Raw genomic sequence first — 25267 nt, forward strand, 5'->3', positions numbered from 1 at the left:
TATAAGGCGCTATGAATTGTTCTGTATAAGCCACTGCCGTGGTGACATGCCACTTTGCGCTTTAAAGGCACGCGACAAAGCCGACTCACTTTTATAGCCTGCTTCTTCGGCAATTAACTTAAGTGGCATACCAGTTTTTAGCCATTTTTGTACTAAACCTATGCGCCAACTTTGTAGGTACTTTGCAGGCGTTTCGCCGATTGTTTCACGAAATAAATTGGAAAACACACTACGAGACATATGCGCCTCAGACGCTAAGCTCTCTACGGTCCAATCTATTTCTGGCTTTTCATGCATAGCGACAATGGCCCTGCGCAGGTTTTGATGCGCCAGCCCCGCCAGCATACCCACTTTAATCACTTGGTTTTCCATCAACTCTCTAAGTAGTTGAACTAAAAACACCTCCAAAAGCCTGTCGAGCAACACTTGACGCCCACAGTAACAGGCTTCGGCCTCTTCAAATAATAACGACAAGACCTTTTCGCAATTGGGTAGTGATGTCAGCGGCAAGCACAAGCTATCGGGCAGCGCATTGGCAATGGGGTTTGCATCATTCCCTTCAAATGAGACATTGGCACATAAAAACTGTGCTTGCGTATCTTGCGCGACCACAAAATGCCTTTTAAGCGGACGCGGATAAAACAATAAACTCGGCTCAGTAATGCTATTTACCTTAGTGCGACCATGCCACACCTCCACACTCCCCTCTCGAATTAAATGCAATTGCCCAAAAGAGCCATCGGTAGCAACAGGGTTGGTGCCACATAACGGGCCCGATTGAAAGGTATGTGCACTTAACGAAAAGTGCTCAAACAAAGAAGCGAGGCGATCTACCATAAAATACGATCTGCAATGTTTTAAGGACTATCTGTAATAAATAGTATCGCAATACGGTGCACAATAACACCCATCAACAGAGCGAAGAAACAACCCGCTCAGTTGTTAAAAGCAAATTAAAACCATTGGAGATTGATTATGAAAAACCTAACCAACTTATTTAAAGCTACCATCTTAACAAGCGTGTTAGCTTTATCTGCAACAGCAGCACAAGCTGACACACATTACCAACGTACCGCGAGCACTATAACCACCAGCGACAACGTGCAACTTTACTACAAAGATTGGGGCCCTAAAGATGGCGAAGTAGTAACTTTCAGCCACGGCTGGCCGCTCAGTTCAGACAGCTGGGAATCGCAAATGCAATTTCTGGCAGATAAAGGCTACCGTGTGATTGCCCACGACCGACGTGGTCATGGTCGCTCAAGCCAGCCTTGGGAAGGTAACGACATGGACCATTATGCAGACGACTTAGCAGCCGTTCTTGATGCATTAAAGTTAGACAAAGTCACATTAGTTGGCTTTTCAACTGGCGGCGGTGAAGTAGCCCGCTACATTGGCCGCCATGGCACAAAGCGCGTAAATAAAGTTGCCTTGGTCAGCGCTGTTACCCCTTTGATGGTAAAAACCGATACCAACCCAAATGGCATAGAAAAAGCGTTGTTTGATGGCATACGCAAAGCCTCCAACGACAACCGCTCACAGTTATACTTGGATATTGCATCAGGCCCGTTTTACAGCTTTAACCGTGAGGGCGCAAAAGTATCGCAAGGCTTAATTCAATCCTTCTGGAGACAAGGCATGATGGGCGGCGCTAAAAACACTTATGATTCAATTGCCGCATTCTCAGCCACCGATTTTCGCCCTGATTTAGCAAAAATTGATGTACCTACGCTTGTAATACACGGTGATGATGACCAAGTGGTGCCAATTGAAGTATCGGGTGAAGTATCAGCAAAACTAATTAAAGGCGCAAAGTTTATCATCTACAAAGGCGCACCACACGGCCTTGCAGATACGCATAAAGATAGACTAAATCAAGACCTACTTAGCTTCTTGCAAGAGAAATAATACCAATTGCATTAAATTGGTGATCAGATATTGCGACAGATAAATGGCTTAGTAACAAGGCAAATATTTCGCTATGTAGTTATTCTACATGAGAAATATTTAACGCAGTTAATGAGTTATTTAGCTCGCTAGAATGATCAATGTATTAATAAAATTGGTATAAGCCCCTTAAAACAGCAAAACCGGAGCCTGCTCCGGTTTTTTGTGATTTGTTTGAACTTGAAGTCTTTATAAACCCTTTACACTTTTGTTGAAATACGTCTATGGCTTTTTCTATCTACAGACACCAATTTCACTGTAGATCGGTATAAGGTGCGAAGCGCCGCTATCCGACAATTGAGAGTCCCTTAACAATCGTTAAACGGGCTCGTTTCTCCTTACGTAAAAAGAGCATGATCTTTTCGCTCAAGTCATTAACCCCTTGCACCTTAACTGGAGAGCCCTTCGGTTTTTCCAGCCTCCCTCTTTCCACACCTTTAAGCGCTCGGTTATAATTCCACTTTGTCGCCCTATTTAGCCTTTAATTTGGAATGCCCCATGAAAAAGCTCTCGAAAGTTCAACAAAAACAACAAGCTTTGGTACTCAATGTTGCCGATATGCTCGAAGAGCAAGCGCGCAATGAGATCCCCGGCATGGTGCAATGTTGGTTTGATGTAGAATACCACCTATTCCCCGGCTCCCTACTTTTGTGTTTTCAATTTGAAAATGAACAAACTTTAGTGGCCGCCAAACCAGACTTACTCAAATGGCAAAAGCGCTTAAGCGCCGCCATGCTCAAAAAAGGCGTGATTTTAAAAGATATGCGCAAGCACCTAACGTTTACATTGCAAGGGCCTGAGGATTAAGGTGTTGTAGGTCGGTATAAGGCGCGTAACACCACCATCCGACGATGGAGAGTCTCTTAGCAATGGTTAAACAGGCTCATTCCTTGCGTTAAAAGAGCCCCTTTTGACCTTTGTTGGAAGGCGCCTACGGCTTTTTCAACCTACAGTTTAAGATTCAATCCCTCACCACACCAACTTGGCTGATAAATCCCCCGTTCCACCGCTTTGTGAAAACTTGAATACGGCCAATCAATAACTCGATTAACCAAGCCATGTTTCATGGGGTTAAAATGAACGTAATTAATGTGGTGCCAATAATCACGCTCGTCACGAATGGTATGTTCCCAAAAACGCCGTTGCCAAATGCCGCGCTCGCCTTTTGCTTATGCGAGTCTGTTAGCAATTCTGTTTTTGGTAATGATTTAGAAAAGCGCTTTTTGATCTCGCACCAGCCGTTCGAGTAATCATGACCATCGTCAGGCAAGGTCAACACCGCATGCAGATGATCGGGCAATACCACCCAAGCATCAATATAAAAAGGCCGCCGTTGCTTTACCCAGCGCACCGATTCTCGTAAAACGCCAATATGCTCCACCAGCAATGCGCTGTTACGGTTTAACAAATTCACCGTGAAAAAATACGTGCCACCCGCCACATAATTGCGCCGATACCGCATATCACCTCCTTGTGATTGCTTTTTTGTAGGTCGGTATAAGGCGCGAAGCGCCGCCATCCGACGATGGTGAGTCCCTTAGCAATGGTTAAATGAGCTCATTGCACCTAGGTAAAAGAAATTAACGACTCCGCTCCCATTGTTCGCCTGTCGGAAGGCGCCTTCGGCTTTTCCAACCTACACATCAAACTCGTAGGTCGGTATAAGGCGCGCAGCGCCGCCATCCGACGATAGGTATTTTTTAAAAGACATCGACTTCCCCAACAACTTTTCAGGCAAACACCGCCGCCCACTCCCCCTCTATCACGCCTGAAAATAAACAATTGATGAGTAATGGCTCGCAGGGATGCGAGACAAGCCATGATTTCGCCAAGGATGGCGAATACATGGCGTTTACGTTCACATCAATTGGGTATTTGAAGATTAAGCGTGATATTGGGGCGCCGAGGGGTTCCAAGGGGAGGCCGGCGGCAGCCGCCCCTTGGTTGTCGTCGCCAAGGCGACAAAAGGTAAAATTGAAGGCCGATTTCAAACCATCGCGCGAAAATACAACCTACAAACCAAATTCAACAAAAAAACCGCCTTATTTTCACAAGGCGGTTTTTCAAACTCTAATCAAAGCCAAGCCTAAACTTGGCTTTTACCCAACACTTACTCCGCGTAAGTCTCTACCGCTGGGCATGAACAAATTAGGTTGCGGTCGCCGTATACGTCGTCGATACGAGTTACCGTTGGCCAGAATTTGTCTTTTGCTACGCTTGGTACTGGGAATGCAGCGTAGAAGCGGTCGTATGCACGATCCCACTCGTTGCCAAGTACGTCAGCTTGCGTGTGTGGTGCAAATACTAATGGGTTGTTTTCGATTGACCACTCGCCTGAGATGATCTTGTCGATTTCGCCCTTGATTGACACCATCGCCTCGATGAAACGGTCGATCTCTACTTTAGACTCAGATTCCGTTGGCTCAATCATCAAGGTGCCCGCTACTGGGAACGACATAGTTGGTGAGTGGAAGCCGTAGTCTTGAAGACGCTTCGCTACATCCATTTCAGTGATGCCAGAGGCTTCTTTGATTGGACGTAAGTCAACAATACACTCGTGCGCAACGCGGTTGTTTTGACCACGATACAAAATTGGGAAGTGCTCGCTTAACTTTTCAGTTAGATAGTTAGCGTTCACAATCGCCATTTCTGTTGCTTGCTTTAAGCCTTCGCTGCCCATCATGGCAATGTATGCCCAAGAGATAGGTAGAATTGCCGCTGAGCCGTAAGGCGCGGCAGAAACCGCCCCGTTACCTTCAGTTGTACCCGCTACGTTGATCACGCTGTGGTTAGGCATAAATGGCGCAAGGTGTGATTTAACACCGATAGGACCAACACCTGGGCCACCGCCACCGTGTGGAATACAGAATGTTTTGTGTAAGTTAAGGTGCGATACGTCAGAGCCGATTGAACCTGGGCTGGTTACACCTACTTGCGCGTTCATGTTTGCGCCGTCCATGTAAACCTGACCACCGTGCTGGTGTACGATGTCGCATACTTCTTTAATCGTTTGCTCGTAAACACCGTGCGTAGACGGGTAAGTAACCATGATACAAGATAGGTTTTCTGATACGTCAGCGGCTTTCGCGCGTAGGTCTTCCATATCGATGTTACCGTTCTTATCACAGCCAACCACCACAACTTTCATGCTTGCCATTTGCGCTGATGCCGGGTTAGTACCGTGCGCTGAGCTTGGGATCAAGCAGATGTTACGGTGACCTTCGCCGCGAGATTCGTGGTATTTACGAATTGCGATAAGACCCGCGTATTCACCTTGAGCACCTGAGTTAGGTTGTAGTGAAACGGCATCGTAACCTGTGATGTCTACTAACCAATCATGTAATTCGTTGATCATGACTTGGTAGCCTTGCGCTTGATCAAGTGGGCAGAACGGGTGTAGCTCTGCAAACTCAGGCCAAGTCACTGGGATCATCTCAGCGGTCGCGTTTAGCTTCATGGTACATGAACCTAATGAGATCATTGAGTGATTAAGCGCTAAGTCTTTATTTTCAAGGCGCTTGATGTAACGCAGCATTTCAGTCTCGCTGTGGTACGAGTTGAAGTTAGGGTGCGTTAAAATCTCATCATCGCGTACTAGGCTTGCAGGAATACCAGTAATGTCGTCTTTGCTTACTTGTGCATCTAGCGCGTCAACGTCTAGGCCGTGGCCTTCGCCAAGGATGATATCGAACAACTGTGCAACGTCTGCACGTGTCGTTGTTTCGTTTACAGACAGTGAGTACTCACCTGCGTGGTTTGTTGCAAAGTTAACCTCTGCCGCTAATGCGCGTGCAACTACGTCGTCTTTGTTATCAGCTACAACCGTTAGCGTGTCGAACCAAGTGTCATGCTTAAGCGCAACACCTTTTGACTTAAGACCAGTCGCTACAATGCTCGCCAAACGATTAATACGCTGAGCGATTGTTTTAAGGCCCTGTGGACCGTGGTACACCGCGTAAAACGCTGCCATATTGGCTAGCAATACTTGCGCGGTACAAATGTTTGAGTTGGCTTTTTCGCGGCGGATATGCTGCTCACGCGTTTGCATTGCCATACGTAGTGCATCGTTACCCAAACGGTCTTTTGATACACCAATGATACGACCTGGTAATGAACGCTTATACGCATCACGTGTTGCAAAGAAAGCCGCGTGAGGACCACCGTAGCCCATAGGCACACCAAAACGCTGTGCAGAGCCAAGCACTACGTCAGCACCTAGTTTGCCTGGCGCTTTAAGTAGCAATAAGCTCATGATATCGGCAGCAACACAGGCAATCGCCTTTTTGCTTTGTACTTGTGCAATTAAATCTTGTACGTCAACCACTTCACCCGTTGTGCTTGGGTATTGGAATAAGGCACCAAAAATCTCATGGTTTGCAGCATCAACCGCAGGACCTACCACTACTTCAAAACCAAACTGCTCTGCGCGTGTTGTCACAACATCGATAGTTTGTGTGTGTACGTCATCAGCAATAAAGAAGATGTTGGCTTTTTTTGCTTTAGCAACACGCTTAGCCAGCGCCATTGCTTCTGCTGCGGCTGTTGATTCATCAAGTAGTGAAGCCGACGCTAGGTCTAAACCGGTTAAATCAATCGTAAGAGTCTGGAAGTTTAGTAATGATTCTAAACGGCCTTGTGCGATCTCTGGCTGATATGGAGTGTATGCCGTGTACCAACCTGGGTTTTCAAGTACGTTACGTAAAATTACGTTTGGTACATGCGTTGGGTGGTAGCCCTGGCCGATGTACGACTTGAATACTTTGTTTTTGCTTGCAACTGATTTTAGGTAGCTAAGTGTTTCAACTTCAGTACGGCTTTCGCCGATGTTTAACCCTTGCTCTAAACGGATAGCCGCAGGTACAGTTTGACCGATCAGCTCTTCAACACTCGATACCCCAAGAGCGTTTAGCATGTCAGTTACTTGCGCCGGGCTTGGGCCGATATGGCGACGAATAAAATCTTGCTTTTGCTCTAATTGTTCAAGAGATTTGGCGTTTGACATTAGTCCAGATTCCTATGATCCAAATTAAAAAGTGTGTTTGTCACAGCAGCCTTGGTAACAGCAGAGTAACAAAACTAAATCAGCCCATGTTATATGGCACACGGGCCAAAAATGCGGTGCATTTTTGTTAACCCCAAGTTTGAAAATGTATTTCTCAACAGGAGTTAATTATAAAAGCCCCATAAATGGGGCCTTTATAAAAGACGTAAAACGATTAGTCTTCGTCGATAGTATTTGCGTAATCTTCAGCGCTTAGAAGATTTTCAAGCTCTGACTCATCAGATGCTTTAATACGGAATAACCAACCGTCGCCGTACGCGTCGCTGTTTACCGTTTCTGGTGCATCTTCTAGCTCTTCGTTGATAGCAACGATAGTGCCTGAGATTGGTGCGTAAATGTCAGAAGCTGCTTTAACAGACTCAGCAACTGCACAATCTTCACCAGCATCAACTTCATCATTAACTTCTGGTAATTCTACAAATACCATGTCGCCTAGAAGTTCTTGAGCATGCTCAGTGATACCTACAGTGTAAGTGCCATCGCCTTCAGCGCGAACCCACTCGTGTGAAGACGCGTACTTTAACTCGCTAGGAATGTTGCTCATCTTTTTGTTCCTTTGGTTCGGTGTTTTAGACGGTTAACCCGTCCTTTTTAATATTAAATAACTGCTTTGCCGTTACGTACGAAGCAAGGCTTCACTACTTTAACGTCAACAAGCTTTTTGCGCATTTCAACTTGGGCTGTATCACCTGTAGAACGAGGTACGCGTGCCAGTGCAACGCTATAGCCCAAAGTTGGCGAGAATGTACCAGAAGTGATAACCCCTTCGCCACCCTCTACGATAACTTTAGAACCACCTCTAAGTACACCCTTAGTTTCTAAAACTAAGCCAACTAGCTTATCGGTGCTCTTATCTGCACGTTGTTGCTCAAGCACTGAACGACCAATAAAGTCACGGTCTTCAGGCTCCCAAGCAATGGTCCACGCCATGTTTGCAGCTAAAGGTGATACCGACTCATCCATATCTAAACCATATAGATTCATGCCCGCTTCTAAACGTAGCGTATCACGCGCGCCTAAGCCAGCAGGAGCCACGCCTGCATCTAATAATTTTTGCCAAAGATCAGCGGCATCATCGTTATGCACAACAATTTCGTAACCGTCTTCACCCGTGTAGCCAGTGGTTGCAATGAAAAGCTCACCCGCTTGCACACCAAAGAACGGCTTCATGCCTTCTACTGCTGCTTTTTGCTCATCATTTAATACTGCAGCTGTTTTTGCTTTTGCATTAGGGCCTTGTACTGCAATCATTGCATATTCAGGTCGCTCGGTTACTTCTACCGCATAACCTTGAGATACCTTAGCAATGTGCGCTAAATCTTTTTCGCGAGTTGCAGAGTTAACCACTAAGCGATAATTCGTTTCAGTGAAGAAGTAAATGATCAAATCATCAATCACACCACCTTGCTCATTAAGCATACCGGTATAAAGTGCTTTACCTGGCTTAGTTAGCTTGGCTACATCGTTGGCTACAAGCTTGCGCAAAAACGCTTTTGCGTCGTCGCCTGCAACATCAACAATGGTCATGTGAGAAACATCAAACATACCAGCATCGGTGCGCACTGCATTATGCTCTTCAATTTGTGAACCATAGTTGATTGGCATTTCCCAACCGTGGAAGTCCACCATTTTAGCGCCCGCTTCAAGGTGCTTAGCATGTAATACTGTTTTAGAAGTCATATCAGTCCTTCACTTTATCATTCTCAGCAAGTTATCTTGCTGAACTTGGCCTCAAATTGAGGTGGGGTTAATTCAATAGCAACAAGGGCGCTCTAATACAGAGTGCCCTTGTTGTTTTGTTCTAGTTTAGGTTAAAGCCTTGTGCTTGCAATGTTGCTTGCCATTTATTCAGAATTGGCGTTTGTGCAATAAGTTGATAGCGCTGCTCACCTTCCTCTAATAAAGAGGTTACAAATACTTCACCGCTTTGTCTGCCATAGCAAACAAGTTCATCTGATAACCTTAAGCCCGGTGTAAGCTCAAAGCTGGAAATTAGCGTATCGAAGGCTTGTTGCCCAGATAAAGTCGTGATGGCTAAATCGTCTCTTACCACCAGCTCAATATCGTAGTCTTCAACGTGCTTGGCCACAAACTGCTCTAAAATAGCCACCGCATCACTTTCTACCACAAAGCGATAAGCCGTTTCACTGAAGTAGTAAACGCTATATAGCTGCCCACCATCAAGCTTGCCTTGAATACCAAGGCCAGGTGCCATTAATTTGTTAAGGTTTAAGCCCATTTGCTGGTTTAAAAAAGGCGTTGCTTCAAAACCACTAAAATCTAATACGGCTAGGTTTTGAGTTGCCATCATAGAGTTTACCGCGGGTGCTGTACCTTGACGGTGCTTAGCAAACATTGTGGGTGCAAAAGTCATGATGACACCTTAATTAAATTTCGATAAACACAGAGTATATTGAGGGTAAAAGCCAACAACAAATTGTAATTATTTATCCATTGATAAATAATACTAATGTAATTAGCTTTGTTAAATAGTATTTATTAATATGAAGAACTTATCGATTGATGGCTTGCGTACTTTAGTAACAGTGGTAGATGTTGGTGGCTTTGCCAAAGCCGGCGAATTGCTGGGTTTATCGCAGCCTGCTGTATCATTGCAAATAAAACGCTTAGAAGACATGCTCAACTGCAAACTATTTAAAAAGCAGGGTCAGCGTCAAGTGCTTAACCAATATGGTGAGCTGCTATTGCCCCTGGCTAAACAAATGTTGCAGCAAAACGATGCGATTATTCAGCAGTTCACCTCAGAAAGTGTAACTGGTAAGGTGCGTTTGGGCATTCCCAGTGAGTTTGCCGCACGCATATTACCCTCTATTATCGGTGATTTCGTATCGTTATATCCCGATGTCTCTTTGGAAGTAAAATCGCGACTCAGCAAACACCTGCTCTCTGACTCTCGACAAGATCAATTTGATTTAGTCTTGGCCTTAAATGAGCAACTTGACTCAGCTAAATACCCAATCTTTATGCAAGATCAATTGGTATGGGTTGGCGATTTATCCAAAGCGAATGATGAAGTCGTTACGCTTGTAACCGCGCCTGAGGGCTGTATTTATCGTCGCCGGGCCATTGATGCACTGCAACAAGCTGGGATCAAATACCGTATTATTTACAGCAATGCCGATTTAACGGGGCTGATTGCCGCTTTAAAGGAAGGTTTGGGGATCACCGTACTGGCAAAAAGTACGGTGCCGAGCGAATTAAATTATCAAAGCCATACACAGCAATTACCAGAGCTTGGACAGATAGGGATCTGCTTAATCAAAAACTCAGCAGAGTCGGTCAATGCGGTAGATAAGCTGGCTGAGTTTATTGCACTTAGGCTCGGATAATAAAACACGCGCTGTGACATTGGTTATACACACCGTCACAGCTTTTTGTGAACAGATCAAAAGCTATTTACCAACTGCCTCTTTAGCAAATAGGTTTTTGATTGGTCCTAAGTTATCGACCAAACTTAAGCCTACGCCACGGATCACTTTTTTCAAAGGATGCGCACCTTCAAACAGCTCTTTTAAACCTTGCATCATCGCGATGTGCTTTTGCGCGTCTAGCTTACGAGTGCGTTCGTACTCTCTTAAAACTCTATGGCTTGCAAACTCTTGCGCGTTTTGATCCGATAACAAATCAATCAACAACGCCGCGTCTTTCAAGCCTAAGTTCATGCCCAAGCCGGCAAGTGGGTGGATGGTGTGAGCAGCATCGCCCATAAGTACGACTCTGTTATCTAACCATTGTTTTGCATAACGCATACGCAATGGAAATACCGCTCTGTCGTCTGCGATTTCACACAAACCGCACTGACCATCAATGGCAGCATAAAGCGCTTTATTGAAATCCTCCCGCGACAAAGCCATTAAACGCTGCGCTTGCTCTGGTGATGTTGACCATACTATAGAGTGATGATGCTCATCAGCCAGAGGTAAAAAAGCCAATGGCCCGGTCGGTAAGAAAACCTGTCTTGCCGTTGCCTGATGAGGCAATTGAGTTTTAACCGTGGCAACGATAGCTTGGTGATCGTAGTCCCAAAAGGTGAGAGGTAATTTAAATTGCTCACGTATAGCTGAATTTGCACCATCGGCCGCCACCAGCAGTTTAGCCATGATTGGTGTTCCGTTATCTAACGTGATCAATACATCGCTGTCGGTTTGGTGAACACTTTGATACCGCGTATTAAAAGCTAAATGCGCATTCGAAAGTGTTTTAAGTTGCGAATACAAGCCATAGCGAATAGCGTCATTTTCAATAATGTGACCAAGCTCTGGTAGGTCCAAATCATCACTATTGAAAGCGATTTTACCAAAACTGTCTTTATCTCGAACATCCATAAAGTGATAGGGTGCAACGCGCGAGGCACTAATGGCTGACCACGCATTTAAACGTTGAAATAGCCTTTGACTGGCTAAACTAATAGCGCTCACTCGATTTGCAAACTGCTCAGCTAATAGCTGAGGCTCATCGCCGCTGTCTATCACTTGTACACTAATATTTGCTTGAGCTAAGCCCAAGGCTAATGTTAACCCTACCGCTCCGCCGCCTACAATGCATACCTGTACTTGTTGCATTTAGTTGTTTCCTTTACTCACATGACCCATCAGTTGTTTAGCCAAGGGCGCTTTTAAATTGTCGACAAGCGCCGTTGCGAATAACCCACAACTGCGCCCAAAAGCCATTAACCTTGACGAGTTCGAAAACAACCGCACTAAGGAGTCAGTTAAAGTCATCACTGTATTTATGTCTTTTTCTCGCGCCTGTTCATAAGCTCGTGTAAATACATAATCACCTAATAGTCCAGACTCTGTACACTTGAGCTGTTTCACCAAAGCCTGGATATCGCGTAAACCCAAATTAAAACCTTGCCCTGCAATTGGGTGAATAGCATGGGCAGCGTTACCAATAACCACGGTGCGATGTTTGACTATTTTATCGACTCGTCCCAAAACTAAAGGATAAGTTGCACGCGCGCCAACTTGAGTAAATACCCCCGCCCTATAACCAAAATCCGCTTGCAACTGGGTGATAAACTGCGCTGCATCTAGTTTTTGATAGTGTGCAAGTTTTTCATTGTTCATGCACCAAACCAAAGAATACCTATCATCACTCATGGGCAGCAATGCCATGGGCCCTTGCTCCGTAAAGCGCTCAAATGCTTGACCTTGATGCCCACCTTGCACTTTTATATTTGCGATAAGCGCACCTTGTTCATAGGCGGTATGATTAAATTCAATATTTAGTATTTGTCGAGTCGGCGATTTCGCACCGTCAGCAATCACCAATAGTTTCGCACTCAGCCTCTGTGCGTTATCAAGTGTAATAACAACTTGCTCGGCTTGTTGTTCAACATCACTGACTGTGGCAGGACACAGAAGCGTAATACCCGCTTCATTAAGTTGATGATGTAAAAAAGCCCCATATGGATTGACCTCAACCACATAACCTAAGGCGTCACACTGGTGATCTGTGTGATGAATGTTAGTTTTGCCAAAGTGCCCTCTATCTGAGACATGCACCTGCTTAATAGGCTGCGAAAATGCCCAGTCAGCTCTAAACAAACCTAATTCGCTCAAATAAGTAACCGATTGATGCGCAAGAGCAATACTCCTATCGTCAAAACTGGGATGAACATTGCTAGAGGGCGTAAACGCCTCAACTACGGCGATTTTATATTTTTCACACTGCTTGCTAATGGCTAGAGCTGCGGTGGCTCCTGCCATGCCACCACCGACAATAAGAATATCGAATTGTTGCAACTTACTCTCCTAACGTTGCATTAGCGCTTCTATATCTGCAACAGCTTTTGGTGCACCTTTTGTAAGGTTTTCAAAGCCATCTTCAGTAATTAATAAATCATCTTCAATGCGAATGCCAATACCCTTAAATTGCTCAGGTACTTGTGCATCTTCATCAAAATACAAGCCAGGTTCAATGGTTAACACCATACCCGGTGCAAACGGCCTGTCGGCTTCGTCAAGTTTATATTCGCCAACATCATGCACATCTAAACCCAGCCAGTGCCCCAAACCATGCATATAAAAAGCTTTGCAAGCTTGGTTTTCTACTAGAGTATCTAAATCACCAGCCAAAATACCGAGCTGGATCAAGCCTTCAGTCATTACTATCATAGCCGCTTGATTCGCTTTAACCAAAGTGCCGCCTGGCTTCACCTGTTCAAAAGCAGCTTGCTGTGCTTTTAGCACTAGCTCATATAGTTGCTTTTGTGGCTCACTAAACTGGCCGGACACAGGAAATGTACGCGTGATATCAGCCGCATAACCTTCAAGCTCACAGCCCGAGTCTATAAGTATCAAGTCTCCGTCTTTAAGCTCGTCGCTATTTTCTGTGTAGTGCAAAATATTAGCATTATTGCCAGAGCCCACTATTGTACCGTAAGCAGGGTGACGTGCTCCACTCATCGCATAATGGTGGTGAATTTCGGCCTCAAGCTGATATTCAGTTGCACCAGCTTTGGCAAAACACATCGCTCTTTTATGCGCTTCACAGCTTATTTGCGCCGCTTTTCTCATTACCGCAACTTCCGCTGTTGATTTGAACAAACGCATTTCATGCACAAGTGGACGAATATCTTTGATGATCTCTGGTGCTCGACAACCTTTTTTTGGCCCACTGCGCAACGTATTAAGCAAATCCCAAACCTTACTATCAAAGTCACGATACGTACCCTGAGCGTAATACAGCACACGTTTGTTATTTACCAACTCCTTTAACTGCTCTTCAAGTTCGCTAAGTGGGTAGCTTTCGTCAAATAAATATTGCTGTTTCGCTTGTTCATAACCCACACGACGACCATGCCAGATTTCTGCCACCTTATCTTTATTACGGCAAAAGAGATGACTTGCCACCTGCTCGTCTGTGTCTTTACAAAGTACCAAAACAGCATCGGGCTCGTTGAAGTTAGTTAAGTAGAAAAAATCGCTATCTTGGCGAAAAGGATATTCCGTATCCCGACTACGAGTGAGTTCGGTCGCAGCAGGGATTATCGCCACCGAGTTTTTATCCAGCTGTGATAATAAACGCGCTCTGCGCTGTGCAAATTCTGTTATCTCAATCATTAGTGTATCGTCTTGGAAGTCGTTGTGGAGTCTTTGCCCATTTCAGCAAAACATAACATAGCCGATACGCGGATATACTCTATGATTTCATGCAACGCTTGCTGATCTTCTTCTGTTTCATCAAAGTGGCTGTCAAGTTTAGTTATTTCAGTAAAGTCTTCGATCACCTCTTTTACATCACCAGACAATTTACCGTAGTCTTTTTGCTTTAGTCCAAATCCAAGTAAAAAACCAGATACCCAGGCAACCAAGGCATTGGCTTGATCGAGCAACGATTCATCTTCACTAGGTAGAAACAGTTCAAAATGAAACTCTGAATCATTAAAATGCTCTACGACATGTTTATACATACTGGCAAAAAATTGTTTTAGTGCTTCACTAAAGTGCTGCCCTTCATTAAACACATCACTTAATAACCCCAGATACTCTTTTTCTTCAATATTTAAACCACATGCCAATAACCCACTGATGGCACCATGTACTTCAGCTGGGGCAACAAAAATATCGTGTTTTTCAAGCAAGAGTTGTGCTTGTGTGTAGTCGTTTAATTCGCTCATCAGGTCAACTTTCTTCGCATATAGTTACTTAATGCTACCACTGCAAGTATAGCAACTCCAAGCAATTGTATCCTATGGAGTAAAATTCCAGCACTGTGATTAGTTTATTAGCAACGACGCATAAAAACTCAGCAAACGCACAACTATTTACGTTTTATGGTTTCGACTTGGCGCTATGTTTTATATACTGAAGGAGTTCCCTAGCTCGTAGGACAGTAGATTAAGTCCCTGAGCCGATAAACTTTATTAAGGAATGTAGTTTGCTTGCTATTGAGCAAGCTCGGCATGTACCGAGAAGCCTACGGTGAGCTGTTGCATTCCGCCTTGAACCTCAGGGTTCAAGGGCTGACATCCGCATCCGCGACGCCGGGGAACACCATTCAACATAGCTTTCTTACTTTCTACCTTATAATAGACACAAAAAAACCCCACCAAGGTGAGGCTTTTAGCCAGTTTGATTATTTGCACCTAACCAAACCAAATTAAGACTTGCTAATTAAAGACCTGCACGCTCTTTAATTACTGCAATAAGAGGAGAACCACCATGTCCATTACCTTCAGCCCATGCGATTTCCGCACCATCTTCTAAAGAACTTTTTGGCAAGTTCTTTACAATGTACTCACCCGTATCAGCAGCATTGCTAATAATCGCATGACGAAGCATATTGTTACCGTTACACTTCACTGCATCAAAAATATTACGGATTTTCACACGTGAGCTTTTAAGTTTTTTACGCAAACTACTTTTGTCATCTGCTGCAATGTATTCACAAATTGATATTGCAAGTTGCTCATTTGCACTGGCTTGATGGCTAAATGACATCGACGCTGCAACAAAAGAAGCTGACACAAGCACGGTAGTTAATTTCATCTAAAACACCCTCTAATACTTTATTCGTACCCCAAAACGAGTGTAATTGTATCAAGCTGCACAAAATTTAGCAATAAACTCATACTTTTTTGTTCAGAGTTACGAATTTATAATTACATAAGTTTTTATCATCAGCTTCACAGTGCTGCTCTTCGACTACCTGCCAGTTCGCAGCTTTGGTGTAATCAGGAAAGCAGGTATCACCTGCAACGTCTAAATCAATAAATGTTAAATATAGCTTCTCACACATAGGTAGGAACTGCTCATAAATATGCCCCCCACCGATAATCATCACTTCCTCTGCTTCTGAAAGCAGTGCCAGAGCTGCATCTGGAGACGTTACAACTTCAATTCCAGCTGCTTTATAGTCACTGTTTCGAGTAATAACAATATTACGCCTACCCGGCAAAGGTCGGCCAATAGATTCAAAAGTTTTTCTACCCATAACGACAGGTTTTTGCATTGTCACTCTTTTGAAATGCTGTAAATCTGCAGGTAAATGCCATGGCATTTGGTTGTCTTGACCAATGACTCGGTTATTTGCCATCGCCGCTATCATGGAAATTATCACGCTTAACCTCATTAATGATTTAGTATTAAAAAAAGGGCCACAAAGCCCTTAATTATTTATATGATTTTACTTATCTTTCGTAAATAACTTCAACATCATAGTCATCGTCATCCCAATCATCATCCCAATCGTCATCATTGGCATCTTGGGTAGCCTTACGGTGATAAGTGTCCCACTTAAACTCAACCTCTTCTTGCTCGGTTTCTGTTTCAAACTTATCTTTTGGCATACTCTCAAGCAAGGTCATGATGTCATAACATAATGCTTGCGTATTAAGCTTGTTAATTGCCGAGATACGATAAACCTGCTGTGCGTCTAGCTCTGCTGCTATGCGCTCACAAATTTCTTCGGCCTCATCCTCTGGTAATAAGTCAATCTTATTTAAAATTAACCAACGAGGCTTTTCAGCAAGCTTCGGACTATATTGGTGCAATTCATTGATGATTGAAAAAGCATTATCAACAGGATCAGTACCGTCAACAGGCATTACATCAATAATATGTAATAGCACTCGACAGCGCTCTAAGTGTTTTAAAAAGCGAATACCAAGACCTGCACCTTCAGATGCACCTTCTATCAGCCCTGGGATATCAGCAATAACAAACGACTTACTGGCTTCTGGTCGAACTACACCTAAATTAGGAATAAGCGTAGTAAATGGGTAATCAGCCACTTTAGGTTTTGCAGCCGATACACTGCGTATAAAAGTCGACTTACCCGCGTTAGGCAAACCTAACAAGCCCACGTCAGCTAATAATAAAAGCTCCAACTTTAAGTTGCGAACTTCTCCAGGCGTACCCAGAGTTTTCTGACGAGGTGCTCTGTTAACACTAGATTTAAAACGTGTATTCCCCAAACCATGAAAACCACCTTTGGCAACCAACAGTTTTTGTCCGTGTTGTGTCAAGTCCCCCAAAGACTCTTCAGTATCGACATCAGTGACACGAGTACCTACTGGCACCTTCAAAAACAAATCATTACCTTTTTTGCCGGTACAGTTTCGCGATTGACCATTCGTGCCACGCTCAGCTCGGTGAAAGCGCTCAAATTGATAGTCAATCAGGGTATTCCAGTTCTCGTCTGCAATTAAGTATACACTGCCGCCATCACCGCCATCGCCGCCATCAGGGCCACCATCTGGGACATACTTTTCGCGACGAAATGACACTATGCCACTACCGCCATCGCCCGCTTCTGCGCGAATTTCAACTTCATCGACAAACTTCATGGTTACTCTCTTTTGACTTATGACTGGGGGAATCTAATACCGAAGTATAATACCTTTACCACTAAAGCTTTAATCATTATTGCACAGAGCAACAAAAACTATCTTTGGTTGATAAAGTTTTGCTTTAGACAAACAAAAAACCCCGCCGTAGCGGGGTTTTTTAAATCTTTTACCGATTACTCAGCAACGATGCTAACGTATTTACGGTTTAAAGGACCTTTTTGTTCAAAAACAACTTTACCGTCTGCTTTTGCAAAAATTGTGTGGTCTTTACCGATACCTGCGTTAGTGCCAGCGTGGAACTTAGTACCACGTTGACGAACAATGATGTTACCCGCTAATACTGATTCACCACCGAAACGCTTAACACCTAAGCGTTTACTTTCTGAATCGCGACCGTTACGAGTACTACCAGCTGCCTTCTTATGTGCCATCTTTCTGTACCTCTAAATTAAGCGCTAATGCCAGTGATTTTAACTTCAGTGAACCATTGACGATGGCCCATCTGCTTACGAGAATGCTTACGACGTCTAAACTTAACGATCTTAATCTTCTCACCGCGACCATGTGAAACAACCTCAGCTGTTACCTTGCCACCGTTTACGAACGGTGCACCGATCTCGATTTTCTCACCATCAGCAACTAGAAGTACTGAATCAAATTCAACTGCTGCACCAGTTTCAACGTCTAATTTCTCTAGACGAATTGTTTGACCTTCAGTCACACGGTGCTGTTTACCACCACTTTGGAAAACCGCGTACATAATTAACTCCGTCTGTGCGCCCTCAAATCGACGCAACTTAATATTCTTCAATAGGGCGCGAAGTTTACGCTAATGCTTTACTACAAGCAAGCCTATTTTTGTAGAAAATGAATAAAAAATAACAGCTATGAGGGCGAATCATTATTTTTTGCTAGTCTATCCAAAAAATGACTTAAACCAAAGCGCTTTTTTACACTTTTAAGACGTTTCTTTAAGCTTATAAATCAGCTTGTAACTAGTCTAAATAATCAACAACATATATAGAGTAAGTTATTTTTTCAGCCAGATCTGGACAAAATATCGAGCTAGTTAAAATTTTGTAGTACACTCGCCCTGTATCTCGTAATTTTTTTGGCTTGGAGCACAATGGATATCAAAACTATCCAGACGTTAATCGAACCGGATATGCTTAACGTCAATCAACTTATTCATGCGCAAATGCAATCTGATGTCGCCTTAGTTAATCAGCTAGGTCTTTACATTGTAAATAGCGGCGGCAAGCGTATCCGACCTATGCTAACTCTACTCACAGCCAAAGCGCTTGAGTGCTCTGACGACCAGCATATCACCTTAGCTACTATCATAGAGTTTATTCATACAGCAACTCTGCTACATGACGATGTAGTTGATGAATCTGCGCTTCGTCGAGGAGAGCCAACAGCGAACGCCGAGTTTGGTAATGCCGCAAGCGTTTTAGTCGGCGATTTTATCTATACTCGCTCATTCCAGCTAATGGTTGGCTTGAATAATATGCAGGTAATGCAAATTCTTGCCGATGCCACTAACATCATAGCTGAAGGTGAAGTATTGCAATTGATGAATTGCAACGACCCAGACACGACTGAACAAAGCTATATGCAGGTTATTTATAGTAAGACGGCAAAACTGTTCGAAGCTGCAACTATGCTACCTGCCGTTGTGTTAAAGCAACCAACAGAAGTACAAGAAGCATTGAAATTATATGGAATGCATTTAGGCACGGCTTTTCAATTAGTTGATGATGTACTTGATTACAGCGCAAACGCTGAGCAGATGGGTAAAAACTTAGGAGATGATTTAACTGAGGGTAAACCAACACTGCCATTGATATATGCTATGCAACACGGTACTGAACAACAGGTTAAGCAGATCAGAGAAGCGATCAGTACAGGTAATGGCATGGCTTACCTGAGCGATATCCTAGCAACCTTAGAGCAAACTAACGCGTTAGAGTTTGCAATGGATAAAGCGAAACATGAAGCTCAAAAAGCAATTGATCACTTAGCTGTTTTAGCTGAATCACCATATAAGCAAGCACTGGTAGCGCTTGCCGAGCTTTCAGTGGCACGCGATCACTAAAGCGATTGGCTATTTAGCCAAGAAAAGCCGCTTAAGCGGCTTTTTTAAACTTTTAAGGTTTATTTTTGCTCCGGAGGACGATACCCTTCGATTTCAACCTCTTTGTTTTCAAATAAAAACCCTACCATTTGCTGCTCTAGCAGCGCGCGGTGATCTGGATCCATCATGTTTAAATGTTTTTCATTGATCAACATTGTTTGTTTATGTTGCCACTGCTGCCACGCTTCTTTTGAAATATTGTTAAAAATCCTTTCTCCTACCTCGCCTGGATACAGTTGAAAATCCAAACCAGGTGCTTCTTTTTGTAACTTTTGACAAAATACTGTACGAGCCATAACGTTTTCCAAATTAAATCGAAGAATATTACTGCTAGTTTAACTCATTGCGCTTAGGACTTTAACCAACTTTTTAGTCGGTGCAGCAAGGCCAACTTGTGGGTGTTTATTCATGTCATACCAAATAATTGGTTGTTCATGTACAAAGTCAGGTACTGCATTTAACTTAAGAAGTTGCGGGTGAATGGTCAATTCAAAATGAGTAAATATATGAACAAACGACTCTAATGACTCAATAATGCCATTAAGTCCTTGCTGAGCAATAAATTGCTCAATCTCAATCAACGATTGGAACTCAAAAAAGCCAAACAACCCACCCCAAATACCTGAGCTTGGCCTTTTCTCCATAAGTACTTTATCTTCAGCGCAAATAATTAGGTGATATGCTTGCTTTTTAGGCTTTTCCTTCTTTGGTTTTGAATTAGGAAAAGCCTTTACTTGATCATGCTTAAACGCTTGACATCCACTGACCAAGGGGCACGCTAAACAATCAAAGTTACTTCGAGAGCAGAGGCTCGCCCCCAAATCCATCATAGCTTGATTAAACTCCGTGACGTTATTTTTAGGAGTTATCGCGTCACTTAGTGACCAAAGTTGATTTTCAACTTTTTTAACACCATACCACCCTTCAACCATAAAAAAGCGAGCCAGCACACGCTTAACATTGCCATCTAAAATAGGATGGTGTTGACCAAGCGCTAAAGACAAAATGGCACCAGCGGTAGAGCGACCAATACCTGGTAGTGCCATTACTTGCTCGAGTGTTTGAGGAAACTCTCCGCCATATTCATTTGTAACGATTTTGGCTGTTTTGTGTAAATTTCTCGCTCTTGCGTAATAGCCTAATCCAGTCCAGTGGTGCAGCACTTCATCTTCAGGCGCTAGTGCGAGCGCTTCAACACTCGGAAATCGCGTCATAAATCGCTCAAAATATGGGATCACTGTCACTACCTGAGTCTGCTGCAACATCACCTCAGAAACCCATACTTTATAGGGTGTTTTCTCTAGCTGCCAGGGTAACGTTTTACGACCATGTTGGTGATACCAATTAACGACCTGCTCGGCAAACCATTCTGCTTGTTGACTAGATACCTGCATTTACCACACTATTTTTATAACCATTTCAATTGCACGCCAGTGTATGGCGCTTTTAAAAACAGTCAAGCTATTGTACTTATGTTCATGAACAGGGATAATATGCGCCCGTTTTTTATACCAATGAATTGACTATGAATGAATCGAGTAAAACCGCGCTAGAGCAAGCTCAGCAAGAAGGTAAATACATCCGTAAAGTGCGTAGCTTTGTTAAACGCGAAGGCCGTTTAACAAAAGGTCAACAAGCTGCCATTGATAAGTGCTGGCCCACGATGGGGTTAGAACATAACCAGGGGATGCTCGATTTTTCGAAAATTTTTGGTAACGACAATGGTGTAGTCCTTGAGATTGGCTTCGGTATGGGTAAATCTTTGGTTGAAATGGCAAAAAATGCGCCTGAACTTAATTTTATCGGTATTGAGGTTCATCGCCCTGGTGTTGGAGCCTGCTTAATGGATGCTGATGAACAACACGTAACAAACCTACGTGTGTTTGAACACGACGCGGTTGAAGTGCTTGCTGACTGTATCCCTGATGAGAGTTTGACTACTATGCAGTTATTCTTCCCAGATCCTTGGCATAAGAAGCGCCATCATAAGCGTCGAATAGTGCAACCTGAATTTGTAGAAAGCTTGCGCAAAAAATTAAAAATAGGTGGCGTTTTTCACATGGCCACTGACTGGGAGAACTATGCAGAACACATGCTAGAAGTGATGCAAAGCGCTCCTGGCTACGAAAACACGTCAACTACTAACGACTATGTGCCACGCCCTGCTAATCGCCCGCTTACTAAATTTGAGCAACGCGGCCATCGCCTCGGACATGGTGTTTGGGACTTAATGTTTAAACGCGTTAAGTAACCTTTAGCATATAGCCAACACTTTTAGGGCCTTTATTGGCCCTTTATAATGAGTAATTATGAGCAAACTATCGAACCCAAGCCTTTTACTACTTCGCAATGAAGATGAGCTGTGCGGCAATAATATCCTAGTCATTAACACTAACCGAGATGGCTTTTTATCTGAACTCAGCAGACTAAACCCAAATGCCACAATTAACGCCTTTAGCTACAATGTTGCTGATCATAATGATTCAAGTAAGTATGCAAATGTGCAAAGCTTCGTCAGTCATAGTCTACCTGCGCTAAAAGACCTAGATTTAATTATCTACTACTATCCCAAATCTAAGCCTGAAGCACTGATGATGCTGGACAATATCCGTTCAATCGCGAGCAAAGATACTCGACTATTAGTGGTAGGCGACAATAAAGGTGGGGTGAAATCGGTAGAGAAACAACTCAAACCATTTGCTGAGCAGTTTTATAAGCTCGAAAGTGCAAAACATTGCGTTCTGTATGAATTTTCAGGGTTAGAGCCGATAGTACAGTTTGATATTAAAAACTATCAAAGCACTTTCAATGTTACCGTTGCTGGGCACTCATTCTCTGTTGCAAGTGTCCCTGGCGTGTTCAATCACGGAAAACTAGATGTCGGTACGCAGCTACTACTTAGTAATATTAGTGTGCCATACAAAGGTAAGGTGCTCGACTTTGGCTGCGGTGCCGGTATTATTGCAACATTTTTAGGAACCCAGCAAAGTGAGCTAAAACTACATTGTTTAGACGTGAATGCATTAGCTATCTATGCAACAGAGCAGACTTTGGCGCTTAACAACTTAACTGCAGAGTGCATTTTAAGTGATGGAATGAGCGATGTTTCTGGACAATACCACCTGATAATTAGCAACCCGCCATTTCATACCGGCATTGCAACAGACTACGGTATTGCTGAGCGATTTTTAGAACAAGCGAAAAGCTTTTTGAAGCCAAATGGTCAGATACAAATTGTTGCAAATAACTTTTTAAAATATCCGCCAATCTTAGAGCAGCAATTTGGCACCTATGCCATTTTAGCTAAAAACACCAAGTTTACCGTTTACCAAGCTAGCCGATAGGCTGATTAAGGCCACAAAACCGCATTCCACACCCATTTTTAGATAAAATAACATGCAAAATCAGGGATTTTTTTGTTATTTTATCTAATCTGTTTGCTACACTAAAATGTAGTTTTTGTATTCTACTCTTTTTCACGCTAAACAAGGCCACTTGAGTAGCTTGTGCAGTTTTGCAAATTTAGCAAGGCATAGATAAAAATAGCGGATAAGTTTTTAGTAACTAGCTGAATTAAGGCTAATAATGACAAGACAGGCTTCTAAAACCAGTATAAGGAAAGTGTTAATTAGCGCCGTAATGCTAGTTACAGCCCTGTGTCTTTCGTTATCGATTTCTATATCAACTTACCTTGATATCAAAGAGCAACGACAGCTTATTATTAACAAACTTGATATGATCGCTGAAATCGTCTCATTCAACGCACAAATAACACTAATTTTTGAAGATAGAAAAACCGAAGAAAAACGCTTAAAATCATTCAAAGCCGTTGATTTAGTTAAAAATATACATATTTACGACATTGACGATGTTACCAATAAGCCCGTCTTTTTCACCAGTTACAATGCCTCAAAGACCCCGCCCGTACCACTGAAAGTCAATAGTATTCAGGAACTAACAGAGCCGAGGATCACAGGCGACTACGTTGAGCTTATCAAGCCCGTCATATATGAAGATAAGATAGAAGGATACGTTTATATCCGGGGAGGCCTTGAGCGTTTAAATGAGTATATCAACACCAAAATTTTGGTGGATATCACATTGACGCTTTTCGTACTACTGTTAGTGCTACTTGTTGCAAGAGGAATACAACGCAGAATTGCAAGGCCAATTGAAGAGCTATCTATACTATTGCAAGATGTATCTAAAAATCATAACTATAGTACTAGAGCCTCTGGCAGCCACATTGAAGAAATAAACATTTTAGCCAGCAGCTTAAACGTTATGTTAACGCGCACTCAAAACCAGATTGAACGTCACCAAGCTGATAAGCTGGAAATAAAAAAGCTAAATCAAAGCCTAGAAGAGAAGGTAAATCAACGTACTATTGCACTTAGAGAAGCAAACCAAGAGCTACTAAATACCTTAGAGCGAATGCATCAGTATCAAAACCAAATTGTTGAAAATGAAAAAATGGCTTCATTGGGGCAAATGGTTGCGGGGGTTGCCCATGAAGTTAATACACCAATTGGCTTAGGCGTAACTGGCTCAACGCTCTTACGAGACAAGCTAGCTGATATTAAAACATCTTTCGAACAAAAGAACTTAACATCGAAGCAGCTAGAGCGATTTATTAGCGACGGTATAGAAAACCTAGATTTAATATACCGAAACTTAAATCGAGCTGCAGATTTAATTTCTAGCTTTAAGCGGGTTGCTGTTAGTCAAGACCTGGAGATCAGCTCTGATGTTAATGTTGCCGTGCTTTTAGATAACATAATAAAAGCCATGAAGCCCGATCTTGCGAGTAAAAAACCAACAATAAACGTCGACTGTGAAGATGACTTGGTAATAAGCAGTAAAGCTGGGCCACTGCAACAAATATTTGAACAGCTCATATCTAATTCTTTGCTACACGGTTTCACTGATACAAAAGACAATGAAATAAACATAAAGATCGACACAAACAACGACCAACTTAATATCATTTACAGCGATAACGGCGGTGGCGTATCGAGCGCGATAAAAAAACGTATTTTTGACCCATTTGTTACTACAAGACGTGGGGAGGGTGGAAGCGGCCTCGGGATGCACTTAGTTTACAATTTAATCACCCAAGCATTACATGGCAACATATCACTCGATGAGAACTTCAATGAAGGGGCGCGATTTATTTTAACTTTACCACTTGGTGAGGTTAACTGATGAAACGTTTATTATTCCTTATTATGTTAATTCCCACGATTTGTAATGCAAAATCGCCTGAGCAAGTGCGCTCAGCTTTTTTATATCAGATGGCTAAGTTTATAGAGTTCCCTAATCAACAAACAAAAACATCAACTAAATTCTGTTTTTTAAATATAGATAATGGCCCAGGTTTAATATTGATGGGAAATAGAAATTTAAAAATTAGAAGTTTACCAATAGAAATAATTCAAATAAAAAAACCAAATGATTTAAGGGAACTTTCAGGGCAATGTGATATCACATACATTGATGAAAGTAATGAAGATGATATACTTAAAGTTTGGATTAAAACAAACCCTTTAGATACGGTGTTTGTAGGGGAAAGTATTGAGTTTCTCGAAGGTGGAGGGGTAGCCTCTTTGGTCCAAGAAGGGAGTAAAATTCGGCTGTATATAAATAAGCAACAAGTTTCACAGCACAACTTTAAAGTGTTATCAAGATTGCTTGCCGTATCTAAGTTTCATCCAAATTAATTTTACTTGTTAACAATTAGATATACTCCTATAATCGTAAATATTCGGTTTTATTAGATAGTACCGAATTTCATGTAAATAAT

At 42.9% G+C, this 25267-nt stretch carries 24 protein-coding genes, 1 other RNA gene and 1 pseudogene; 9 read left to right on the top strand and 17 right to left on the bottom strand.

Features of this window, described 5'->3' with window-relative positions:
* Positions 1 to 9: 9 nt before the first annotated feature.
* On the bottom strand, positions 10 to 837 hold the full coding sequence (locus tag GDK41_RS13160) for an AraC family transcriptional regulator (RefSeq protein WP_152086838.1): 828 nt from the start codon (positions 835 to 837) through the stop codon (positions 10 to 12).
* 138 nt (positions 838 to 975) lie between these two features.
* On the opposite strand from GDK41_RS13160, the gene GDK41_RS13165 reads away from it, so the two are divergent.
* Positions 976 to 1908, top strand: coding sequence for an alpha/beta fold hydrolase (locus GDK41_RS13165; RefSeq protein ID WP_152086839.1), 933 nt, complete (start codon positions 976 to 978; stop codon positions 1906 to 1908).
* 537 nt (positions 1909 to 2445) lie between these two features.
* Complete coding sequence (locus GDK41_RS13170; RefSeq protein ID WP_152086840.1) at positions 2446 to 2754, top strand: hypothetical protein; 309 nt, start codon at positions 2446 to 2448, stop codon at positions 2752 to 2754.
* Between the two features lie 140 nt (positions 2755 to 2894).
* Here GDK41_RS13170 and GDK41_RS13175 read toward each other — a convergent pair.
* The 5 genes and pseudogenes from GDK41_RS13175 to GDK41_RS13195 form a co-directional block, all read right to left on the bottom strand.
* A pseudogene (locus GDK41_RS13175) lies at positions 2895 to 3409 on the bottom strand (REP-associated tyrosine transposase).
* 648 nt (positions 3410 to 4057) lie between these two features.
* Positions 4058 to 6949: an aminomethyl-transferring glycine dehydrogenase gene (gcvP, locus tag GDK41_RS13180; protein ID WP_152086841.1), complete on the bottom strand. Its 2892-nt coding sequence runs from the start codon at positions 6947 to 6949 to the stop codon at positions 4058 to 4060.
* Between the two features lie 214 nt (positions 6950 to 7163).
* Entirely contained in the window at positions 7164 to 7553 is a 390-nt protein-coding gene (gcvH, locus tag GDK41_RS13185; RefSeq protein ID WP_152086842.1) for a glycine cleavage system protein GcvH, read from the bottom strand.
* Positions 7554 to 7606: 53 nt separating this feature from the next.
* Positions 7607 to 8689 (bottom strand): glycine cleavage system aminomethyltransferase GcvT, encoded by a 1083-nt coding sequence (gcvT, locus tag GDK41_RS13190; protein ID WP_152086843.1) that lies wholly within the window; start codon positions 8687 to 8689, stop codon positions 7607 to 7609.
* A 121-nt stretch (positions 8690 to 8810) separates the two neighbouring features.
* Entirely contained in the window at positions 8811 to 9383 is a 573-nt protein-coding gene (locus tag GDK41_RS13195) for a hypothetical protein (protein WP_152086844.1), read from the bottom strand.
* Between the two features lie 130 nt (positions 9384 to 9513).
* On the opposite strand from GDK41_RS13195, the gene GDK41_RS13200 reads away from it, so the two are divergent.
* Positions 9514 to 10359, top strand: a complete 846-nt coding sequence (locus GDK41_RS13200; protein ID WP_152086845.1) for a LysR family transcriptional regulator — start codon at positions 9514 to 9516, stop codon at positions 10357 to 10359.
* 63 nt (positions 10360 to 10422) lie between these two features.
* Here GDK41_RS13200 and GDK41_RS13205 read toward each other — a convergent pair whose 3' ends face one another.
* From GDK41_RS13205 to GDK41_RS13220, 4 genes are read right to left on the bottom strand one after another with little or no spacing between them, the layout of a single operon-like run.
* Complete coding sequence (locus GDK41_RS13205) at positions 10423 to 11592, bottom strand: FAD-dependent monooxygenase (RefSeq protein ID WP_152086846.1); 1170 nt, start codon at positions 11590 to 11592, stop codon at positions 10423 to 10425.
* Entirely contained in the window at positions 11593 to 12741 is a 1149-nt protein-coding gene (gene ubiH / locus GDK41_RS13210) for a 2-octaprenyl-6-methoxyphenyl hydroxylase (RefSeq protein ID WP_232056567.1), read from the bottom strand.
* 45 nt (positions 12742 to 12786) lie between these two features.
* Entirely contained in the window at positions 12787 to 14097 is a 1311-nt protein-coding gene (pepP, locus tag GDK41_RS13215; RefSeq protein ID WP_152086848.1) for a Xaa-Pro aminopeptidase, read from the bottom strand.
* Entirely contained in the window at positions 14097 to 14654 is a 558-nt protein-coding gene (locus GDK41_RS13220) for a UPF0149 family protein (RefSeq protein ID WP_152086849.1), read from the bottom strand. Before GDK41_RS13220 ends, pepP begins: the two co-directional genes overlap by 1 nt.
* A gap of 194 nt (positions 14655 to 14848) precedes the next feature.
* On the opposite strand from GDK41_RS13220, the gene ssrS reads away from it, so the two are divergent.
* Positions 14849 to 15031, top strand: a non-coding RNA gene (gene ssrS, locus GDK41_RS13225) — 6S RNA.
* 119 nt (positions 15032 to 15150) lie between these two features.
* Here ssrS and GDK41_RS13230 read toward each other — a convergent pair.
* From GDK41_RS13230 to rplU, 5 genes are all read right to left on the bottom strand, one after another.
* Positions 15151 to 15477, bottom strand: a complete 327-nt coding sequence (locus GDK41_RS13230) for a DUF3718 domain-containing protein (protein ID WP_442960214.1) — start codon at positions 15475 to 15477, stop codon at positions 15151 to 15153.
* Positions 15478 to 15604: 127 nt separating this feature from the next.
* Complete coding sequence (folA, locus tag GDK41_RS13235) at positions 15605 to 16096, bottom strand: type 3 dihydrofolate reductase (protein WP_152086851.1); 492 nt, start codon at positions 16094 to 16096, stop codon at positions 15605 to 15607.
* Positions 16097 to 16166: 70 nt separating this feature from the next.
* Positions 16167 to 17324 (bottom strand): Obg family GTPase CgtA, encoded by a 1158-nt coding sequence (gene cgtA, locus GDK41_RS13240; protein WP_152086852.1) that lies wholly within the window; start codon positions 17322 to 17324, stop codon positions 16167 to 16169.
* A 176-nt stretch (positions 17325 to 17500) separates the two neighbouring features.
* Positions 17501 to 17758 (bottom strand): 50S ribosomal protein L27, encoded by a 258-nt coding sequence (gene rpmA, locus GDK41_RS13245; RefSeq protein ID WP_105169123.1) that lies wholly within the window; start codon positions 17756 to 17758, stop codon positions 17501 to 17503.
* Positions 17759 to 17775: 17 nt separating this feature from the next.
* The gene (gene rplU / locus GDK41_RS13250) at positions 17776 to 18087 is read right to left on the bottom strand and encodes a 50S ribosomal protein L21 (RefSeq protein ID WP_070985693.1); all 312 of its coding nucleotides are present in this window, start codon (positions 18085 to 18087) and stop codon (positions 17776 to 17778) included.
* Between the two features lie 366 nt (positions 18088 to 18453).
* Here rplU and ispB point away from each other — a divergent pair, with 366 nt between their 5' ends.
* Positions 18454 to 19425 carry an octaprenyl diphosphate synthase gene (ispB, locus tag GDK41_RS13255; protein ID WP_152086853.1) on the top strand — a complete coding sequence of 324 codons (972 nt, stop codon included), beginning with the start codon at positions 18454 to 18456 and terminating at the stop codon, positions 19423 to 19425.
* 59 nt (positions 19426 to 19484) lie between these two features.
* On the opposite strand, the gene GDK41_RS13260 is transcribed toward ispB, so the two are convergent.
* Together GDK41_RS13260 and mutY are read right to left on the bottom strand one after the other, a co-directional pair.
* Positions 19485 to 19760: an oxidative damage protection protein gene (locus GDK41_RS13260; protein WP_152086854.1), complete on the bottom strand. Its 276-nt coding sequence runs from the start codon at positions 19758 to 19760 to the stop codon at positions 19485 to 19487.
* Between the two features lie 39 nt (positions 19761 to 19799).
* On the bottom strand, positions 19800 to 20858 hold the full coding sequence (gene mutY / locus GDK41_RS13265; RefSeq protein ID WP_152086855.1) for an A/G-specific adenine glycosylase: 1059 nt from the start codon (positions 20856 to 20858) through the stop codon (positions 19800 to 19802).
* A gap of 131 nt (positions 20859 to 20989) precedes the next feature.
* On the opposite strand from mutY, the gene trmB reads away from it, so the two are divergent.
* The 4 genes from trmB to GDK41_RS13285 all read left to right on the top strand — a co-directional run bounded on the left by trmB (position 20990) and on the right by GDK41_RS13285 (position 25184).
* The gene (trmB, locus tag GDK41_RS13270) at positions 20990 to 21715 is read left to right on the top strand and encodes a tRNA (guanosine(46)-N7)-methyltransferase TrmB (protein WP_152086856.1); all 726 of its coding nucleotides are present in this window, start codon (positions 20990 to 20992) and stop codon (positions 21713 to 21715) included.
* 58 nt (positions 21716 to 21773) lie between these two features.
* Positions 21774 to 22808 (top strand): 16S rRNA (guanine(1207)-N(2))-methyltransferase RsmC, encoded by a 1035-nt coding sequence (gene rsmC, locus GDK41_RS13275; protein WP_152086857.1) that lies wholly within the window; start codon positions 21774 to 21776, stop codon positions 22806 to 22808.
* Positions 22809 to 23049: 241 nt separating this feature from the next.
* Positions 23050 to 24669 (top strand): sensor histidine kinase, encoded by a 1620-nt coding sequence (locus GDK41_RS13280; protein ID WP_152086858.1) that lies wholly within the window; start codon positions 23050 to 23052, stop codon positions 24667 to 24669.
* Complete coding sequence (locus GDK41_RS13285; protein WP_152086859.1) at positions 24669 to 25184, top strand: YfiR family protein; 516 nt, start codon at positions 24669 to 24671, stop codon at positions 25182 to 25184. The genes GDK41_RS13280 and GDK41_RS13285 overlap by 1 nt, the downstream gene beginning before the upstream one ends.
* The last annotated feature ends 83 nt before the right edge of the window (positions 25185 to 25267 follow it).

This window comes from Pseudoalteromonas sp. A25, from assembly GCF_009176705.1.
Lineage (GTDB): Bacteria > Pseudomonadota > Gammaproteobacteria > Enterobacterales > Alteromonadaceae > Pseudoalteromonas.

Coding starts and splice junctions, on each gene's coding strand:
- GDK41_RS13160 (WP_152086838.1), bottom strand. CDS start 837: ATGGTAGATCGCCTCGCTTCTTTGTTTGAGCACTTTTCGTTAAGTGCA.
- GDK41_RS13165 (WP_152086839.1), top strand. CDS start 976: ATGAAAAACCTAACCAACTTATTTAAAGCTACCATCTTAACAAGCGTG.
- GDK41_RS13170 (WP_152086840.1), top strand. CDS start 2,446: ATGAAAAAGCTCTCGAAAGTTCAACAAAAACAACAAGCTTTGGTACTC.
- gcvP (WP_152086841.1), bottom strand. CDS start 6,949: ATGTCAAACGCCAAATCTCTTGAACAATTAGAGCAAAAGCAAGATTTT.
- gcvH (WP_152086842.1), bottom strand. CDS start 7,553: ATGAGCAACATTCCTAGCGAGTTAAAGTACGCGTCTTCACACGAGTGG.
- gcvT (WP_152086843.1), bottom strand. CDS start 8,689: ATGACTTCTAAAACAGTATTACATGCTAAGCACCTTGAAGCGGGCGCT.
- GDK41_RS13195 (WP_152086844.1), bottom strand. CDS start 9,383: ATGACTTTTGCACCCACAATGTTTGCTAAGCACCGTCAAGGTACAGCA.
- GDK41_RS13200 (WP_152086845.1), top strand. CDS start 9,514: ATGAAGAACTTATCGATTGATGGCTTGCGTACTTTAGTAACAGTGGTA.
- GDK41_RS13205 (WP_152086846.1), bottom strand. CDS start 11,592: ATGCAACAAGTACAGGTATGCATTGTAGGCGGCGGAGCGGTAGGGTTA.
- ubiH (WP_232056567.1), bottom strand. CDS start 12,741: ATGGCAGGAGCCACCGCAGCTCTAGCCATTAGCAAGCAGTGTGAAAAA.
- pepP (WP_152086848.1), bottom strand. CDS start 14,097: ATGATTGAGATAACAGAATTTGCACAGCGCAGAGCGCGTTTATTATCA.
- GDK41_RS13220 (WP_152086849.1), bottom strand. CDS start 14,654: ATGAGCGAATTAAACGACTACACACAAGCACAACTCTTGCTTGAAAAA.
- GDK41_RS13230 (WP_442960214.1), bottom strand. CDS start 15,477: ATGTCATTTAGCCATCAAGCCAGTGCAAATGAGCAACTTGCAATATCA.
- cgtA (WP_152086852.1), bottom strand. CDS start 17,324: ATGAAGTTTGTCGATGAAGTTGAAATTCGCGCAGAAGCGGGCGATGGC.
- rpmA (WP_105169123.1), bottom strand. CDS start 17,758: ATGGCACATAAGAAGGCAGCTGGTAGTACTCGTAACGGTCGCGATTCA.
- rplU (WP_070985693.1), bottom strand. CDS start 18,087: ATGTACGCGGTTTTCCAAAGTGGTGGTAAACAGCACCGTGTGACTGAA.
- ispB (WP_152086853.1), top strand. CDS start 18,454: ATGGATATCAAAACTATCCAGACGTTAATCGAACCGGATATGCTTAAC.
- GDK41_RS13260 (WP_152086854.1), bottom strand. CDS start 19,760: ATGGCTCGTACAGTATTTTGTCAAAAGTTACAAAAAGAAGCACCTGGT.
- mutY (WP_152086855.1), bottom strand. CDS start 20,858: ATGCAGGTATCTAGTCAACAAGCAGAATGGTTTGCCGAGCAGGTCGTT.
- trmB (WP_152086856.1), top strand. CDS start 20,990: ATGAATGAATCGAGTAAAACCGCGCTAGAGCAAGCTCAGCAAGAAGGT.
- rsmC (WP_152086857.1), top strand. CDS start 21,774: ATGAGCAAACTATCGAACCCAAGCCTTTTACTACTTCGCAATGAAGAT.
- GDK41_RS13280 (WP_152086858.1), top strand. CDS start 23,050: ATGACAAGACAGGCTTCTAAAACCAGTATAAGGAAAGTGTTAATTAGC.
- GDK41_RS13285 (WP_152086859.1), top strand. CDS start 24,669: ATGAAACGTTTATTATTCCTTATTATGTTAATTCCCACGATTTGTAAT.